A 15,712-nucleotide genomic window follows, 5' to 3' on the forward strand; every position below is an offset into this window, starting at 1 on the left:
CCCAACTGATCGTCGGAGTGCACCAGTGCGGCCAAGCGCTCCAGCCCCGCCTCCACCGCACCCACCGACACACCCGACACCACCACCGGCACCGGGGCCCTGACGGACTCAGGCATCGGCCCCGGCATCGACCCCGACTTCGGTAGCGGCGCCTGCTCCAGCACCACATGCGCGTTCGTTCCGCCCATGCCGAAGGCCGACACGCCGGCCGCGCGGCGCCTGCCGGGCTCTTCGGCCCAGGGCTCCAGGGCCGTCTGCACGTCCAAGTGCAGCTGATCCAGGGGGATGTCCGGGTGAGGCGTGCGGTAGTTGAGGCTGGGGGGCAGCATTCCCTCCCGTACGCACAGGGCGGCCTTGAGCAGGCCGACGATGCCGGCGGCGCCCTCCAGATGTCCCACGTTCGTCTTGACCGATCCCACCGCGAGCGGGGCGGCACCGGCCTCGGCACGGGCCGCGCCCAGGACGGAGCCCAGGGCTGCGGCTTCCACCGGGTCGCCGGCCCGGGTGCCGGTTCCGTGTAGCTCGACGTACCGGACGCGCTCGGGGCTCGTCCCGCTGCGGGTGTACGCGGCGTGGAGCAGTTCCTCCTGGGCCTGGCGGTGCGGTGAGGTGAGGCTGTCGCCGCCACCGTCGTTGTTGACCGCGCCGCCCTTGATGACGCAGTGGACGCGGTCGCCGTCCGCTAGAGCCCTGTGCAGCGGCTTCAGTACGAGGGCGGCCCCTCCCTCGCCCCTGACGTACCCGTTGGCCCGGGCGTCGAAGGTGTGGCACTGCCCGTCCGGGGAGAGCGCGCCCATCTTCTCCATGGCTGCGGTGCTCCCGTCCGCCATGACGAGGTGCACACCGGCGACGACGGCGAGCGAACTCTCCCCCCGGCGCAGGCCTTCGCAGGCGAGGTGCACGGCCACGAGCGAGGACGACTGGGCGGTGTCCACCGCGATGCTGGGACCGCGCAGGCCAAGAAAGTAGGACAGCCGGTTGGGTGCGAGGGCCCGGTGCAGGCCGGTCGCGGTGTGCGCGCCGGATTCCGTGCCGGCGCGGCGCACGAGGTCCGCGTAGTCGTCGGACGCGATACCGACGAAGACGCCGGTGTCGGACCCGGCGAGCCGTCCGGGGGCGACGCCCGCGCTCTCCAATGCCTCCCAGCCGAGTTCGAGCAGAAGACGGTGTTGCGGGTCCGTGGCGGCGGCCTGGTGGGGAGACATGTCGAAGAACGCGGCGTCGAAGCCCGCGTGGTCGGCCAGGGCCGCCCGCCGGGTGCCGTCCGGACAGCGGGTGACCTGATTGCGTCCGGCGCGCAGCAGGTCCCAGAACTCGTCCACCGTGCCGGCACCGGGCAGACGGCACGACATCCCGACGACGGCGATGTCGGTGCCACAGCCCGCACCCGCGTCACCCTTGGCCGACCCGGAACCCGCGTCCGCGGCACCCGTTCCCCACCCGGAACCCGCGTCCGCGTCACCCCTGGCCGACCCGAGGGCCGATCCCCTGGGGGCGGAACCCGAGTCGCGCCGGCCCGTTTCGTCGCTGTCGTCGCCGTTGCGCTTTACACCGAATTCCGCGTTCATCAAATCTCCGTAGCCAAAGTCATAGCGAGGGGCGCGATGTGCCGGAGTCCGCTCGAAGGATCGAAGGAGGGGCAGCAGACAAGGAGCGGGGAAAAGAGCGAGAGGCACCGGGCCGGCTGTCGTTGCTGACTGTCAGTTCTGTCAGTCAACCCCCGTCCGGAACGCTGAACGGAATCTGTCGGGCAACTGTGTCAGGTCACCCGCGTCGCTGCGGCGGCCCCGTATCCGGCCGTATCCACCTGCCCGGAAAGCGACCCGGGCACTATGTCAGGTCCCGTCTTGCGGTCACGGAAGGCCGCAGTCTAGCTTTCTCGACATTGCACGGCATCGCCCGGCATTGCAAGGCATTCACGCAGCGCAGGACATTCATGCGACGCAAACGTTCACGCGACGCACGGCATTCACGCAGCAAAGCCTCAATTCAGCAATGACCGAACGGCTGGCGACACGACAAAGGGTACTGAACCGGTTTCCGGGACCAGTGGAACGGATACCGCCCCCACGAGAGAGTCGAGATGACGACGCAGACCAGGGACACCTCAACCGGTACGGAACCGGAGCCGCCCGTCCAGTCGCTGGCCCAGCCGGCGGACGCCGACGCGCGGCAACTGCTGGAGTGGTTCGCCCGCGGCCGGTCGGAAGCACCGGTGTTCTGGGACGAGTCCCGGCAGGCGTGGCAGGTCTTCCGCTACGAGGACTACCTCACCGTTTCCACCCACCCCCAGCTGTTTTCGTCGGACTTCTCACCAGTGTTCCCCGTGCCCGAGGAGCTGGCCCTCCTCATGGGCCCCGGTACCTTCGGCGGCATCGACCCGCCCCGGCACGGGCCGCTGCGCAAGCTGGTCTCGCAGGCGTTCACGCCGCGGCGCATCGCCCGGCTGGAGTCGCGTACCTCGGCCATCGGGCGCGAGTTGCTGGCCGGTCTGCGGGACCGGGACCGGGTGGACGTGGTGGCCGACCTCGCGTATCCGCTGCCGGTGATCGTCATCGCGGAACTGCTGGGCATCCCCGCCGAGGACCGGGATCTGTTCCGCGAGTGGGTGGACGTCATCCTCAACAACGAGGGGCTGCAGTACCCCAATCTGCCCGACGACTTCGCGGAGACGATGGGGCCGGCCATCAAGGAGTGGTCGGAGTACCTGTACGCGCACATCGCGAAGAAGCGGGCCGCACCGGCCGACGACCTGATGAGCGGGCTCGTCGAGGCGGAGGCCGACGGGCAGCGGCTGACGGACGAACAGATCGTCAACATCGTGGCGTTACTGCTCACCGCGGGCCACATTTCGAGCGCCACTCTGCTCGGGAACCTTTTCCTGGTGCTGGACGAGCATCCAGAAGCTCTGAGGGAATTGCGGGCCGACCGTTCGCTGATTCCCGGAGCAATTGAGGAGACACTGCGTTACCGCAGTCCTTTCAACAACATCTTCCGGTTGCTGACGGAGGACACGGATATCCTCGGGCACCCCATGAAAGCCCATCAGATGGTGATTGCCTGGAGTGCCTCGGCCAACCGGGACGCGGACCACTTTCCGGACCCGGACCGGTTCGACATACGCCGGAGCGCCAACAAACACATGGCGTTCGGGCACGGCATCCACCACTGCCTGGGGGCTTTCCTCGCCCGGCAGGAGGCCAAGGTGTTCCTCGACCTCGCCCTGGACGAATTCACCAGTTACCACATCGACCACGACCGGGTGGAGTTCTACGACGCGGATCAGCTCACCGCGCGTCACCTTCCCGTTCGGATAACGCGCTCCTGACCCGGGCGGCTCCTCCATGACGAAGACTCTTGCGGACCGCCGGCCCTTGAAGGGCATCATCCTGGCAGGCGGCAACGGCACGCGCCTGCGCCCCCTGACCGGAGCGCTGTCCAAGCAGTTGCTGCCGGTCTACGACAAGCCCATGATCTACTACCCGCTCTCGGTCCTCATGCTGGCGGGGATCCGGGACATCCAGATCATCACCTCGAAGACGCATCTGGAGATGTTCCGCTCGCTGCTGGGCGACGGCAGCCGCATCGGGATCCGCGTCGACTACGCCGAGCAGGAGGAGCCCCGGGGCATCGCCGAGGCGTTCCTCATCGGTGAGGAGCACATCGGTGACAGTCCGGTGGCGCTCATCCTGGGCGACAACGTCTTCCACGGGCCGGGGTTCTCGTCCGTGCTCGCCGACACGGCGGCGCGGCTGGACGGCTGCGAGCTGTTCGGCTACCCCGTGAAGGACCCCCGGCGCTACGGCGTCGGGGAGATCGACGCCGAGGGCCGGCTGGTCTCCCTGGAGGAGAAGCCGGAGAAGCCCCGTTCTCATCTGGCGGTGACAGGGCTGTACTTCTACGACAACGGCGTGGTGGACATCGCCCGGCGGCTCACCCCGTCCGCGCGGGGCGAGCTGGAGATCACCGACGTCAACAAGGTGTACCTGGCGCAGGGCCGCGCCCGCATGACGGAACTGGGACGCGGCTTCGCCTGGCTGGACATGGGCACGCACAGCTCGCTGCTCCAGGCGGGGCAGTACGTAGAACTCCTGGAGCAGCGGCAGGGCGTGCGGATCTCCTGCATCGAGGAGATCGCCCTGCGGATGGGATACATCAGCCCCCAGCAGTGCCTCGAACTCGGCCGCGAGCTGGAGAGCTCCAGCTACGGCGGGTACCTGCTGAACGTGGCGGAGACCCTCATGTCCGGCCCGGCCGCGTAGCCGTCCCAGGAAATCCGTGACAGAAACCCGTGGCAGAAAGGTCTGTTCCCATGCGCGTGCTGGTCACCGGAGGTGCCGGCTTCATCGGCTCGCACTTCGTCAGACAACTGCTGACCGGTGCGTATCCGGAGCTGGCCGGGGCGCACACGGTGGTGGTCGACAAGCTGACCTACGCCGGCAACCTGGCCAACCTGGACTCAGTCGCGGACCACCCGTCGCTGGAGTTCGTGCACGCCGACATCAGGGACGCCCAGGCGATGGCCCGGGTCGTGCGCGGGGCGGACGTCGTGGTCCACTTCGCGGCGGAGTCACACGTGGACCGCTCCATCGCCGACGCGTCGGCGTTCGTCGAGACGAACGTCCAGGGGACGCAGATCCTCCTGCAGACCGCGCTGGAGGCGCGGGTCGGGCGGTTCCTGCACGTGTCCACGGACGAGGTGTACGGCTCGATCGCCGAGGGGTCGTGGCGCGAGGACCAGCCGCTGGCGCCGAACTCCCCCTACGCCGCCTCGAAGGCCGCCTCGGACCTCCTGGCACTGGCCTACCACCGCACGTACGGGCTGCCGGTCGTCGTCACCCGCTGCTCCAACAACTACGGTCCCTACCAACACCCCGAGAAGGTCGTACCGCTCTTCGCCACGAACCTGCTGGACGGCCTGACGGTGCCGCTGTACAGCAACGGCGGCAACCGCCGGGACTGGCTGCACGTGGACGACCACTGCCGGGGGATCAGCCTGGCGGCGGCCCTCGGGCGGCCGGGCGAGGTGTACCACATCGGCGGCGGTACGGAGCTGACCAACTGGGAGCTGACCGAACGGCTGCTCCGGCTGTGCGGCGCCGACGCCTCGTCCGTGCGCCATGTCACCGACCGGCCGGGACACGACCTGCGGTACGCGCTGGACACCCGCAAGATCGCGGACGAGCTGGGCTACGCCCCACGCGCGGACTTCACGACGGGGCTTGCGGACACGGTGCGCTGGTACGAGGAGAACCGCTCCTGGTGGGAGCCGCTGAAGAAGGCCTCGCAGGAAGCCCGGCGCCCCGACTGACCGCACCCGTCGGCCCGGAACACCGCCGGCCCCCGGTTCCCCGACCCGGCCCCGGGCCGCCCCGCCTCCCGCACCGCCCCGCTGCGCTGCGGGCCAGAACCCGACGCGCCGTCCCGAACTGCGGTCCACCTACCGCGAGGAGCTGCATCCGCCGTGAGTACCCGTTCCGTACCGCCCGTACCCGGAGGCCGGTTTTCGGCCGCAGACCAGGACGAGGATCTGTGGCTCCGCCGGTACCGCCCGGTGGCGGATCCGGAACTGCGTCTGGTGTGCTTCCCGCACGCCGGCGGGGCAGCGACCTCCTTCGTCTCCCTGGCCCGTGGCCTGGGCGGGACGGTGGAGGCACTGGCGGTGCAGTACCCGGGCCGCCAGGAACGCCGCCACGAACCGTTCGTCCCGTCCGTACCGGAGCTGGTGGACCAGATCGTCCCGTACCTCCTGCGCCGGGCCGACCGTCCGCTCGCCCTGTTCGGGCACAGCATGGGGGCGACCGTGGCGTACGAGGTCGCGCGCAGGCTCCGCGGCGCGGGCCGGGCGTCCCCCGTCCACCTGCTGGTGTCGGGCCGCCGCGCGCCGACGGTGAACCGGCGGGACGTCGCGCACCTCCTGGACGACGACGATCTGATAGCGGAGATCGCCAAGCTGCAGGGCACCGACGACGCCATCCTCCAGGACGAGGAGCTGCTGCGGCTGGCCCTGCCGGCGATCCGCAACGACTACCGTGCGGCGGGCACCTACCAGTACGTGCCCGGTCCCGTGCTGGACTGTCCCGTCACGGTGCTCACCGGGGCCCAGGACCCCAACGTCCCGCCGGAGGAGGCGAACGCCTGGCGGGACCTGACCACGGGCCCCTTCGCCCTGCACAGCTTCCCCGGCGGCCACTTCTATCTGAACGACCGCACCGACGAGGTGTGCCGCACCATCGGGCGCGCGCTGGCCGGCCCGGCCACCGGGGCGGCACCCGCCCGCGCCACGCCACGCACCTCCCCGACCCCTCCCGCGCCCGCACCACGCCGTACGAGTGCCGCGCCACTCGGTGACCCGGTGGACACGGCGCGCCGGGTGCTGATCTCCGCGCGGACCCCCGACAGCCCGGTCACGCCGTACGACGGCATCTCCGGCTGGCTGGCCGAGCGCCTCCGGGCCGGGCGCTTCGAGGTGTCCCGCATCCCCTTCGACGCGCTGCGCGGCTGGAGCTTCCAACCCGGTACGGGGAACCTGCGGCACGAGTCGGGTCGCTTCTTCTCCGTGGAGGGACTGCACGTCCGCACCGACCGGCTGCCCGAACGGGGCTGGACGCAGCCCATCATCGTGCAGCCGGAGGTGGGGCTGCTCGGCATCGTGGCGCGGGAGATCGACGGGGTGCTGCACTTTCTGATGCAGGCCAAGATGGAGCCCGGCAACGTCAACGTCCTTCAGGTGTCGCCGACCGTGCAGGCGACCCGCAGCAACTTCACCGGAGTGCACCGGGGGCGCGACATCCGGTTCCTGGAACTGTTCATGGGGGCGGGGCGGGGGCGGGTCCTGGTGGACTCGGTCCAGTCGGAGCAGGCGGACTGGTTCCTGGCCAAGCGCAACCGGAACATGATCGTCGAGCTGGCGGCCGACGACCGCCTCGACATCGGCGAGGACTTCCGCTGGCTGACCCTGGGGCAGATCCGCAGGCTGCTGACGCGGGACAACATGGTCAACATGGACGCACGGTCCATCCTGGCCTGCCTGCCCACGGCGGGGGCCGACACGGGCGCCACGTCACCCGTGCTGCGCTCCATCTTCGGTACGCCGGGCGAGGCGCGGCACGGTGCCGCCGAGATCCTCACGTGGTTGAGCGGTGTGCGCGCCCTCCGGGAACTGGTGCAGAACCGGGTGCCGCTCAACTCGGTGCAGGCGGACGGCTGGTACCGCACGCCGCACGAGATCGCGCACGAGAGCGGGCGGCACTTCCGCGTCATGGCCGCCGAGGTCGGCGCGAGCAGCCGGGAGGTCACCTCCTGGACGCAACCGCTCATCGAGCCGCAGGTGCCGGGGCTGATGGCCCTGCTGGTCAAGCCCGTCGACGGCGTGCTGCACGCGCTCGTACAGGCACGGGTGGACGTCGGGCACCTGAACGTCGCCGAGCTGGCCCCGACGGTCCAGTGCCGGCCGGCGGAGCACACCGGCCCGGAGTCGCCGCCCCGGCCGCCGTACCTGGATCAGGTGCTGTCCGCGTCGGCCGGGCAGCTGCGCCACGACAGCGTCCAGTCCGAGGAGGGCGGGCGCTTCTTCCACGCACAGAACCGCTACGTGATCGTGGAGGTCCCGCCGGACTTTCCCGAAGACGCTCCGGAGGACTTCGCCTGGCTGTCGCTCGCCCAGCTCACCGGCCTGCTGGCGCACGGCAATTACCTCAACATCGAACTGCGCACCCTGGTGGCGTGTGCGCACACGTGGTACTGACCGGCCCGCCCGCCGCACGGGCCGGGGCGGCCTCCCGCGCCGCGTTGCATAAGCTGGGTCCTTGTCAGGACCGGAGCGGCACCAGGGGACACCATGCGAGATGAGGCGGTGCGGCACCTTCGTTGTCCCCACTGTTCCGACACCATGACCAGGGACGGCAGCGCACTGCGCTGCGGCTCGGGGCACAGCTTCGACGTGGCCAGGCAGGGGTACGTGAACCTGCTGCGCGGGGCGCCCAAGTTCCACGCGGACACTGCGGAGATGGTCGCGACCCGCGACGACTTCCTCGCCGCAGGCCACTACGCGCCGATCGCCGGGTCCCTGGCCGCGCTGGCCCGCGAGACCGCGCCCGAGGGCGGGGGCGCCGGCTGCGTCGTCGACATCGGTGGCGGTACGGGCTACTACCACGCGCGCGTGATGTCGGAGTTCGCGGACGCCGAGGGTGTCCTGCTCGACATCTCCAAGTTCGCCACCCGTCGCGCCGCGCGGGCGCACCTTCGTATCAGCGCGGTGGTGGCCGACGCCTGGGACGGCCTGCCGTTCGGCGACCGGGCCGCCTCGGTGGTGCTCAACGTCTTCGCCCCGCGCAACCCGGCCGAACTGCGGCGGATCCTGCGCCCGGAGGGCGTACTCCTGGTGGTCACGCCGCAGTCCGACCACCTGGGCGAGCTGGTGGACGCGCTGGGGCTGCTGCGGGTGGGCGAGCAGAAGGAGGAGCGGCTGGCCGACCGGTTCGCCGCGCACTTCACGGAGGTCGCCAGGGAGCGGGTGCGGTGCACCATGGCGCTGGACCACAAGGCGCTGTCGCAGCTGGTGAGAATGGGCCCGAACGCCTGGCACCAGGAAGGTGACCAGCTGGAGCAGCGCATCGCCCGGCTGCCGGAGCCCTGCGACGTGACGCTGGCGGTCACCCTGACCGCGTACCGGCCGCTGGCCTGATCCGGCTCCCGCGTTCCCGGCGGGCCGGCCCTTGCCGGGAACGGGAGAGGCGGCCGGGGGCTCGGCCCGCGACCGCCTCGACCCTTGGCAGGTGCTCAGCCGGTGGCTGCCGCGACCCCCTTGGCCGTGGCCCACGCTTCGATGGCGTCGCACGCGGTGTCGACCCCACGTTCGGCCGCCACCGCCTCTCCAAGCCGTCGGGCCCGTGCTGCCACGGCCGGGTCGGCCACCGCCTCCCGCACGCTCGCGACGAGTTCCCGGCGGTTCATCCGGCGCATGGGCACCGGCGGGCCGGCCAGTCCCGCCCGGTGCAGCCGGGCCGCCCAGAAGGGGTGGTCCGCGAACACCGGCACGACGACGTGGGGCACACCCGCGCGCAGGACCTCGGCCGTGGTGCCGAACCCGCCGTGGTGGATCACCGCGGCGGTCCTGGGGAACAGCCAGGAGTAGTCCGCACCGTCGAGCCGGAAGACGTCGTCGGGCAGCATCCCGTCCGGGCCGCCGACCACGACGAGGCGGCGGCCGACGCCGCGTGCCGCGGTTATCGCATATTCCAGGGTGGCCTCCTGCCGGTGGACCGGCCAGGTACTGCCGAGTGTGAGGGCCACCGGCGGCGCGCCGTCGGCCAGGAAGGCCTCCAGCCCTGCGGGCGGCTCCCAGCCCGGCTCGTCCCAGAACCAGTACCCGGTGACATGGCAGTCCGCGGGCCAGTCGGCCGGCTTCGGCAGCACGCTCGGGCTGAACGGATAGAGGTGGGGCTGGTCGTGGCCCAGGCGGCGCAGGGGTGAGTCAGCGCCGAACGGCTGCAGGCCGCGTCGCGTACGGTACTCGTCGATCTCGGGGCCCCGCCACCTCCAGTCCTCTGTGGCGGCCCGTACGTGGGTGAAGTGATGGTAGAGCGGGGCGAGGGGGCCCATCGCGCGCTGGCCGGACTCGATCGCGGGGAACGCGGTGGTCTGCGTGTCGGGCCACCAGCAGGCGGAAAGCCACGGTGTTCGCGAGGTGCCGAACGCCGCCGCGACGGTCAGCGGCGAGTGCACGACGAGGTCCACACCCTCCGCGGCGGTCTCGATGTCGTCGAGCACCTGCTGGTCGTAGCCCTCGGGTGCGTTCGGGAGGGCCTTGATCAGGTTCCTCATCGACGGTTCCCGGCGCAGGGCCTCCACCACCTCCGGCATCGTGAAGAAGCCGTCCGGGTCGCCCGGGGTGGTGCGGTGCTCCAGGCCCGCCCGCTGGACGAGGGGACGCAGGGCCTCGGGCGCGCCGAGCACCACCTGGTGCCCTCGGTCGCGCAGACCGCTGCCCAGGGCGACGAAGGGTTGGACGTCGCCGCGCGAGCCCATGGTGAGCAGTGCTATGCGCATACGGCCCTCCCGGGCGTGCGTCCGGTGCGATGCCCGGGGGCGGTACGGAGGACGTGAGGCGGGACCAGGGACGAGTACGGGTCCGGGGCGGTCCGCGGAGTCATGCGGCGCCCCCGGAGGAGGCCGCCACCAGGGAGTCGAAGTCGCGGGGGATCCAAGGCGGGATGCCCCCCTCGGCGTTGGTGCCCTTCTCGATGAAGGCGAGGTTGTGGTAGACGTGCAGACCCGTCACGTGCCGGTCCGCGTAGCCGACTGTGCGGCCCTGTTCGGGCGGCAGTTCCTCGTGCTGGAGGCTGTCGATGAGGGACTTCACCAGGCCGAGGCTGGTCGCGCCGCTCCGCTCGGGGTCCTCGTTGCCGCCGAAGCCGGGCCAGTAAGCGGTCCACAGGTCCTCGATGACGTACAGACCGCCGTTGCGCACGTGCGGGAACAGGGCGTGGAACGAGGTGCGGACGTGCTCGTTGATGTGGCTGCCGTCGTCGATCACTATGTCGAAGGGGCCGTACTTCGCGGCGATCTCCGCGAGGCAGTCCGAGTCGTTCTGGTCGCCGATGACCGTGGTGATGCGCTGCTCGTCGGCGTGCGACTTGTCGACGATGTCGAGGCCGTGGATCAGCCCGCGGTGGAAGTAGTGCTTCCACATACGCAGGGAGCCGCCGCCCCACTCGGGGTGCTTGTAGCCGCCAATGCCGATCTCCAGGACCCGTACCTCTTCGTTGCGGTAGGGCCGGAAGTGGCGGTCGTAGTGCGGGGTGAACCAGTGCAGCGACCCCCACTTGGGTGTGAGGTAGCGGGAGGTCAGGTCGTTGAGGTCGGGCTTGGCGGAGGTGCAGCCGGCCAGTACCGTGGCGGTCGCCTGCTGGGCGGCCAGGAAGTAGGGGCCGATCATTTCGGCTGCGTCGGAACCGGCGTACGGGAACAGCGTCGTCCCGCGGATGCCCGAGTGCTGCTCGCGAGAGGGGCCGAACAGCTCGCGGACCAGGTCGGCCAGGCTGTACTCGATCCGCATGGCCACGAACTCGTCGCCGCGTGGGGCGGGCCGGACGGGGGCGCCCTGGACGGCACGGAGCCAGTGGGACAGTTTCTCACCCTCCGTGGTGACGACGAACTCGACGAGAACCGCTTCGTCGTTCACGGGGGCCGGGCAGCGCGAGCAGATCTCGTCCATGAGCACCCGGGTGATGTCGTCCGCGCGGTGGCGCTCCGTCAACCCGCTGAGGGAGGCGACGTGTCCTCCGGCCGCCCGGATGATGTCCTGCACGAGGGAGAGGTCGGTGTTCTCGGCCACGGAGAGCCTTCCAGGTCGTGATCGGGTAGGGGGATCGTTGAAGAGGTGAGGGGATCATTGAAGGAATCGATGAGGTGGCATGCCGGGAGGGCGGACTAGAGTGGCGTGCGCGCATGGTCGCGGTACCAGCGCACGGTGTCCCGCAACCCCTCGCGCAGTGAACGGGGCTCGAAGTCGATCACTTCGCACATCCGGGTGAGGTCCAGGTTGCGGACCGCGGCGCCGGCGGGTCTGGCCGGGTCGGTCCGCACGTGCGAGGGCACGCCCAGGGCCGCGGCCACCAGGCGGGCCAGTTCCAGGATCGACACCTCCTCCGCGGAGCCGACGTTCACGACGTCGTACTTGCCGGTCTCGACCACCCGCAGCGCGCAGCGCACCAGGTCGGACACGTGGATGAAGGACCGCGTCCGGCTGCCGTCGCCCCAGATCTCGATCTCCTCACCCGCGGCGGCACGGGCGATCATGCTGGGGATGACCCGGTTGCGCGGGCCGGCCGCGCCGTCCCGGGGGCCGTAGACGTTGCCCGGCCGGATGCGGAAAACCCGGGTGGCGAACTGCCGCTGGTGGTGGTCGGCGAGGATCTCCCCGAAGATCTTGGACAGTACGTAGCCGTTCTCGGTGTACTGGGGGCTGCGGCGAACGTCCTCGTCCTCGGACGCCGGACCGGACCGGGGTACGCAGTAGACCTCGGAGGAGCTCAGCAACAGGACGTTGTCCACCTCGAACTCGCGGGAGCAGTTGAGGAGATGAGCCGTGGTGCGCACGTTGGCGTCGAGGATCTCGGCCGAGTGTTCCCGTTTGTACTGAGCGTTGCCGTCCAGGGAGGCGCAGTGGAGGACGGCGTCGACGTGCGGGGCCAGGTAGCGGAAAGCCGCGCGCGTCTCCTGCCCGTCCGTGAGGTCGACCCGGGCGAGCCGGAGCCGGTCCCCGGCCCGGCGGGTGAGCTCCTCCCTGACGCCGGGCCGGTCGGTGCGGTGGAGGCCCAGCACGGTGGCGCCCTCGGCGGCGAGCCGTTCCACGAAGTGGGAGCCGATGAAGCCCAGCGCGCCGGTGACCATCACGGTCCGTCCGGCCCAGTGCCCGCGCGTCATGACGGCTCCCGCGGGTCGTCCGCCGCCGCCCGGTCCGCGGCCACCAGAACCGCGCCGACCGGGCAGAGGTCGGCGGCCTCGTGGACGGCCGGCCACTGCTCGGCGCGGGGCACCGGTACGTGGGCCCGGCTCAGGCCGCTGTTGTCCTGGGCGAAGACCTCCGGGGCGGCACGTTCGCACTGGCCCGCACCGACGCACAGTTCCCTGGCTACGCGTACACGCATGTCATGCGTCCTTCGTTCGCTGTCGCTTCCGTGGCTCCGTCACCAGGTGACGGGCAGCTCGTGCAGCCCGAAGATGGCGGAGTCCTCCTTCACCCGTAGCGCGTCGACGTCCGTGGCGAGGCGCAGACCGGGCAGTCGGCGGAGCACCGCGCCCAGGGTGACCTCCAGCTCGAGGCGGGCCAGGTTCTGGCCGAGGCACTGGTGGGGCCCGTAACCGAAGGCGACGTGCTGTCGGGCCGGGCGGTGGATGTCGAAGGTGTCCGGCGAGGGGAAGACGTCCTCGTCGCGGTTGCCCGAGGCCAGCAGGAAGATCAGCCCGTCACCGGCCCGGATGGTGTGGCCGTCGAGCTCGATGTCGGCGGCGGCGGAGCGGCGCAGGCCGTCGGCGACGGTGAGGTAACGCAACAGTTCCTCGACGGCGTTGGGCAACAGGGCGGGGTCTGCCGTGAGTTCCTGCCAGGCCTCGGGGTGCTGGAGGAGCGTCAGCACGCTGAGCGCGGTCATCGCGGCGCTCGTCTCGTGTCCGGCGGCGAGCAGCAGCACCGCGTTGTCGAGGACGTCCGCGTGTGTCAGCTCGCCGGTGCGCAGGCCCTGGGTGGCGAGGGTGCCGATGACGCCCGCGTCGGGTGTGGTGACCGCGGACTTGGCGGCGATCAGCCGGTCGAGGTAGTCGCGCAGTTCGAGGAGCGCGGTCACCGACTCGTCGTCCCCCGTGAGCCTGGTGGCGCGCTCGCTGCGGCTCTGGAAGAAGGCGTGGTCCTCGTAGGGCACTCCGAGCAGCTCGCAGATGACGAGGGTGGACATGGGCAGGGCCAGCTCGGCGACTAGGTCCGCGGGCCGGTCGAGCGTGCCGAGCCGGTCAAGGAGTCCCTCCACGATCCGTTCGATGCCGGGCCGCATCGCGCGCACCCGCCGTACGGTGAACTCGGGGATGAAGACGCGGCGCAGGGTGCCGTGGTCGGGGGCGTCGAGGGTCAGCAGCGAGCGGGTCGCCTCGGCCTCGCCGTCGGCCGGGGAGAGCCGGGGCACTCTGGCGGGGTCGATCCGAACCCTGGAGTCGGCGAGCAGGGCCCGCATGTGCTCCTGCTTGGTGATGAGCCAGGTCCGTGAGCCGTCCCAGACGCGGGCGCGGGCCATCGGGGCGTGGGCACGCAGCTCGGCGTACCGGCCGGGGGGCTGGAAGGGACAGGTGCGGGCCATCGGCCACGCGACGTCCCCTTGCGGCTCGGCGTCGGCGGCACGTGCTGTGGGCAACGGAATCCCCTTATGTCTTCGGCAACGGTACGGCGCGTACAGCCCGCCGCGTCCCGTCAACGAAGCACGGTGCCGCTGGGACCGGCAAGGAAGGTCCGCCGGTCTTCGTCAGGTCGGCGCGGCGGCGGGCCGGGGCGATGGAAGCGGACATGGACCAACGGCCGAACTCCGTTCAGGAACCTGGGGGTTCGCCCACGGCAGGCCAGGCCGGCGGGCACGGTCGGGGCCGGCGGCCGACCTGACATACGGCTCCCCGGGGGAGTGGCGTTCCGGCTTCCCCTGTCCCTAGCGTCGAAGGCCTCATGGGCACCCGTCAGGCACCGGTTGCTCCCGCCCCACTGGAGGATCCCTTTGACAGTCGCCACCGCGGACGGCCGAGATCTGTACCTGGGCCTGCTGAAGAAGGTCGTCACCAACATGATCTACGAGGACCCGACGCACGCCGCGGGCCTCATCGAGGAACCCCGTTTCGACCGGGAGGCCCGCGAGAGCGGTGAGGACTACCCGGTGGTCGCGCACACCATGATCGGCATGAAGCGGCTGGACAACCTGCACCGGTGCATCGAGGACGTGCTGCGGGACGGTGTGCCGGGCGACATCATCGAGACCGGAGTGTGGCGGGGCGGTGCGTGCATCTTCGCCCGCGGGGTGCTGGCGGCGCACGGGGTCACGGACCGTACGGTCTGGGTCGCCGACTCCTTCCAGGGGTTCCCCAAGACCGAGGCCGACGACCATCCCATGGACGTCGAGATGGACCTCCACCAGTACAACGAGGCGGTGAGCCTGCCCACCGGACTGGAGACCGTCCGGGCGAACTTCGCCCGCTACGGCCTGCTGGACGAGCAGGTCCGTTTCCTGCCGGGTTGGTTCAAGGACACCATGCCGACGGCGCCGGTCGAGCGGCTCGCCGTCATGCGCCTGGACGGCGACTCGTACGGCGCCACGATGGACGTCCTCACCCACCTGTACGCGAGGCTGTCGCCCGGCGGGTACGTCATCGTCGACGACTACTGCATCCCGGCCTGCCAGCAGGCCGTCCACGACTTCCGCGACCGCATGGGCATCGACGACGAGATCCACCAGGTGGACCGGCAGGGTGCCTACTGGCGCAACGGTGGCTGAGGAGAGGGGCGTGCCGCGCCCGCTCGGCATCGAGGGTGCCTGGGTGGTGGAGCCCGCGGTGCACCCCGACCGGCGCGGCGAGTTCCACGAGTGGTTCCAGAGCGAGAGGTTCCGCCGCGCCGTCGGGCATCCGCTGCCGCTGGCGCAGGCGAACGTCGCGGTGAACCGGCGTGGCGCGCTGCGCGGGATCCACTTCACCCAACTCCCGCCGGGCCAGGCGAAGTACAGCGCGTGCGTCCAGGGGGCCGGCATCGAGGTGGTCGTCGACATCCGGACGGGCTCACCCACGTTCGGGCGGTGGGAGGCGGTGCCCGTGGACGAGCACAACCGCACCGCGGTGTATGTGGCCGCGGGCCTGGGGAGGGCCTTCTTCGCGCTGACCGACCGCACCACGCTGATCTACCTGTGTACGAGCGGGTACGCCCCGCAGTCCGACCGTGCGATCAGTCCGCTGGACCCCGGCCTCGCCATCGGCTGGCCGGACGGGATCCAACCGGTGGTCTCCGCCCAGGACGCCGACGCACCGACCCTCGCCGAGGCAATGCGGCTCGGCCACCTCCCCTCCTACGACTCCTACCAGGACCACCACGCGCGGCTGTGCGCCGCGGGCGGCGGACCCGGGCCCGGATGAGGGTAGCGCGGGGGCACACGCAGGGCATCCGTACCGCTGACGGCAGGAAAGG

Annotated in this window: 13 protein-coding genes; 7 read left to right on the forward strand and 6 right to left on the reverse strand. The window is 70.9% G+C overall.

Annotation, left to right across the window (positions count from 1 at the left end):
• A partial coding sequence (locus tag ABZX79_RS34720; RefSeq protein ID WP_355266997.1) for a polyketide synthase occupies nucleotides 1–1,568 on the reverse strand: 1,568 nt, incomplete at its 3' end.
• Nucleotides 1,569–2,083: 515 nt separating this feature from the next.
• Here ABZX79_RS34720 and ABZX79_RS34725 point away from each other — a divergent pair.
• From ABZX79_RS34725 to ABZX79_RS34745, 5 genes are all read left to right on the forward strand, one after another.
• The gene (locus ABZX79_RS34725) at nucleotides 2,084–3,328 is read left to right on the forward strand and encodes a cytochrome P450 (protein ID WP_355267000.1); all 1,245 of its coding nucleotides are present in this window, start codon (nucleotides 2,084–2,086) and stop codon (nucleotides 3,326–3,328) included.
• 46 nt (nucleotides 3,329–3,374) lie between these two features.
• On the forward strand, nucleotides 3,375–4,262 hold the full coding sequence (gene rfbA / locus ABZX79_RS34730; RefSeq protein WP_355267120.1) for a glucose-1-phosphate thymidylyltransferase RfbA: 888 nt from the start codon (nucleotides 3,375–3,377) through the stop codon (nucleotides 4,260–4,262).
• A 50-nt stretch (nucleotides 4,263–4,312) separates the two neighbouring features.
• The gene (gene rfbB, locus ABZX79_RS34735) at nucleotides 4,313–5,311 is read left to right on the forward strand and encodes a dTDP-glucose 4,6-dehydratase (RefSeq protein WP_355267003.1); all 999 of its coding nucleotides are present in this window, start codon (nucleotides 4,313–4,315) and stop codon (nucleotides 5,309–5,311) included.
• A gap of 153 nt (nucleotides 5,312–5,464) precedes the next feature.
• Complete coding sequence (locus ABZX79_RS34740) at nucleotides 5,465–7,747, forward strand: NDP-hexose 2,3-dehydratase family protein (protein ID WP_355267006.1); 2,283 nt, start codon at nucleotides 5,465–5,467, stop codon at nucleotides 7,745–7,747.
• A gap of 93 nt (nucleotides 7,748–7,840) precedes the next feature.
• Nucleotides 7,841–8,686, forward strand: a complete 846-nt coding sequence (locus ABZX79_RS34745) for a putative RNA methyltransferase (RefSeq protein ID WP_355267009.1) — start codon at nucleotides 7,841–7,843, stop codon at nucleotides 8,684–8,686.
• A gap of 95 nt (nucleotides 8,687–8,781) precedes the next feature.
• Here ABZX79_RS34745 and ABZX79_RS34750 read toward each other — a convergent pair whose 3' ends face one another.
• The 5 genes from ABZX79_RS34750 to ABZX79_RS34770 all read right to left on the reverse strand — a co-directional run bounded on the left by ABZX79_RS34750 (nucleotide 8,782) and on the right by ABZX79_RS34770 (nucleotide 13,907).
• Nucleotides 8,782–10,050 carry a glycosyltransferase gene (locus ABZX79_RS34750; RefSeq protein ID WP_355267012.1) on the reverse strand — a complete coding sequence of 423 codons (1,269 nt, stop codon included), beginning with the start codon at nucleotides 10,048–10,050 and terminating at the stop codon, nucleotides 8,782–8,784.
• Nucleotides 10,051–10,150: 100 nt separating this feature from the next.
• Nucleotides 10,151–11,338, reverse strand: coding sequence for a hypothetical protein (locus tag ABZX79_RS34755; protein WP_355267014.1), 1,188 nt, complete (start codon nucleotides 11,336–11,338; stop codon nucleotides 10,151–10,153).
• Between the two features lie 95 nt (nucleotides 11,339–11,433).
• Nucleotides 11,434–12,429 carry an NAD(P)-dependent oxidoreductase gene (locus tag ABZX79_RS34760; RefSeq protein WP_355267017.1) on the reverse strand — a complete coding sequence of 332 codons (996 nt, stop codon included), beginning with the start codon at nucleotides 12,427–12,429 and terminating at the stop codon, nucleotides 11,434–11,436.
• The gene (locus tag ABZX79_RS34765; protein WP_355267020.1) at nucleotides 12,426–12,653 is read right to left on the reverse strand and encodes a ferredoxin; all 228 of its coding nucleotides are present in this window, start codon (nucleotides 12,651–12,653) and stop codon (nucleotides 12,426–12,428) included. The genes ABZX79_RS34760 and ABZX79_RS34765 overlap by 4 nt, the downstream gene beginning before the upstream one ends.
• A 39-nt stretch (nucleotides 12,654–12,692) precedes the next feature.
• On the reverse strand, nucleotides 12,693–13,907 hold the full coding sequence (locus tag ABZX79_RS34770) for a cytochrome P450 (protein WP_355267023.1): 1,215 nt from the start codon (nucleotides 13,905–13,907) through the stop codon (nucleotides 12,693–12,695).
• Between the two features lie 351 nt (nucleotides 13,908–14,258).
• Between ABZX79_RS34770 and ABZX79_RS34775 the strand changes: the two genes are divergently transcribed.
• Both ABZX79_RS34775 and ABZX79_RS34780 read left to right on the forward strand, forming a co-directional pair.
• Entirely contained in the window at nucleotides 14,259–15,029 is a 771-nt protein-coding gene (locus tag ABZX79_RS34775; RefSeq protein WP_355267025.1) for a TylF/MycF family methyltransferase, read from the forward strand.
• Between the two features lie 10 nt (nucleotides 15,030–15,039).
• Nucleotides 15,040–15,660 carry a dTDP-4-dehydrorhamnose 3,5-epimerase family protein gene (locus ABZX79_RS34780; protein WP_355267028.1) on the forward strand — a complete coding sequence of 207 codons (621 nt, stop codon included), beginning with the start codon at nucleotides 15,040–15,042 and terminating at the stop codon, nucleotides 15,658–15,660.
• Nucleotides 15,661–15,712: the final 52 nt, after the last annotated feature.

Origin of the sequence: Streptomyces sp. NPDC002994 (assembly GCF_040611155.1) — a bacterium.
In the GTDB taxonomy this organism is placed as follows: Bacteria; Actinomycetota; Actinomycetes; order Streptomycetales; family Streptomycetaceae; genus Streptomyces.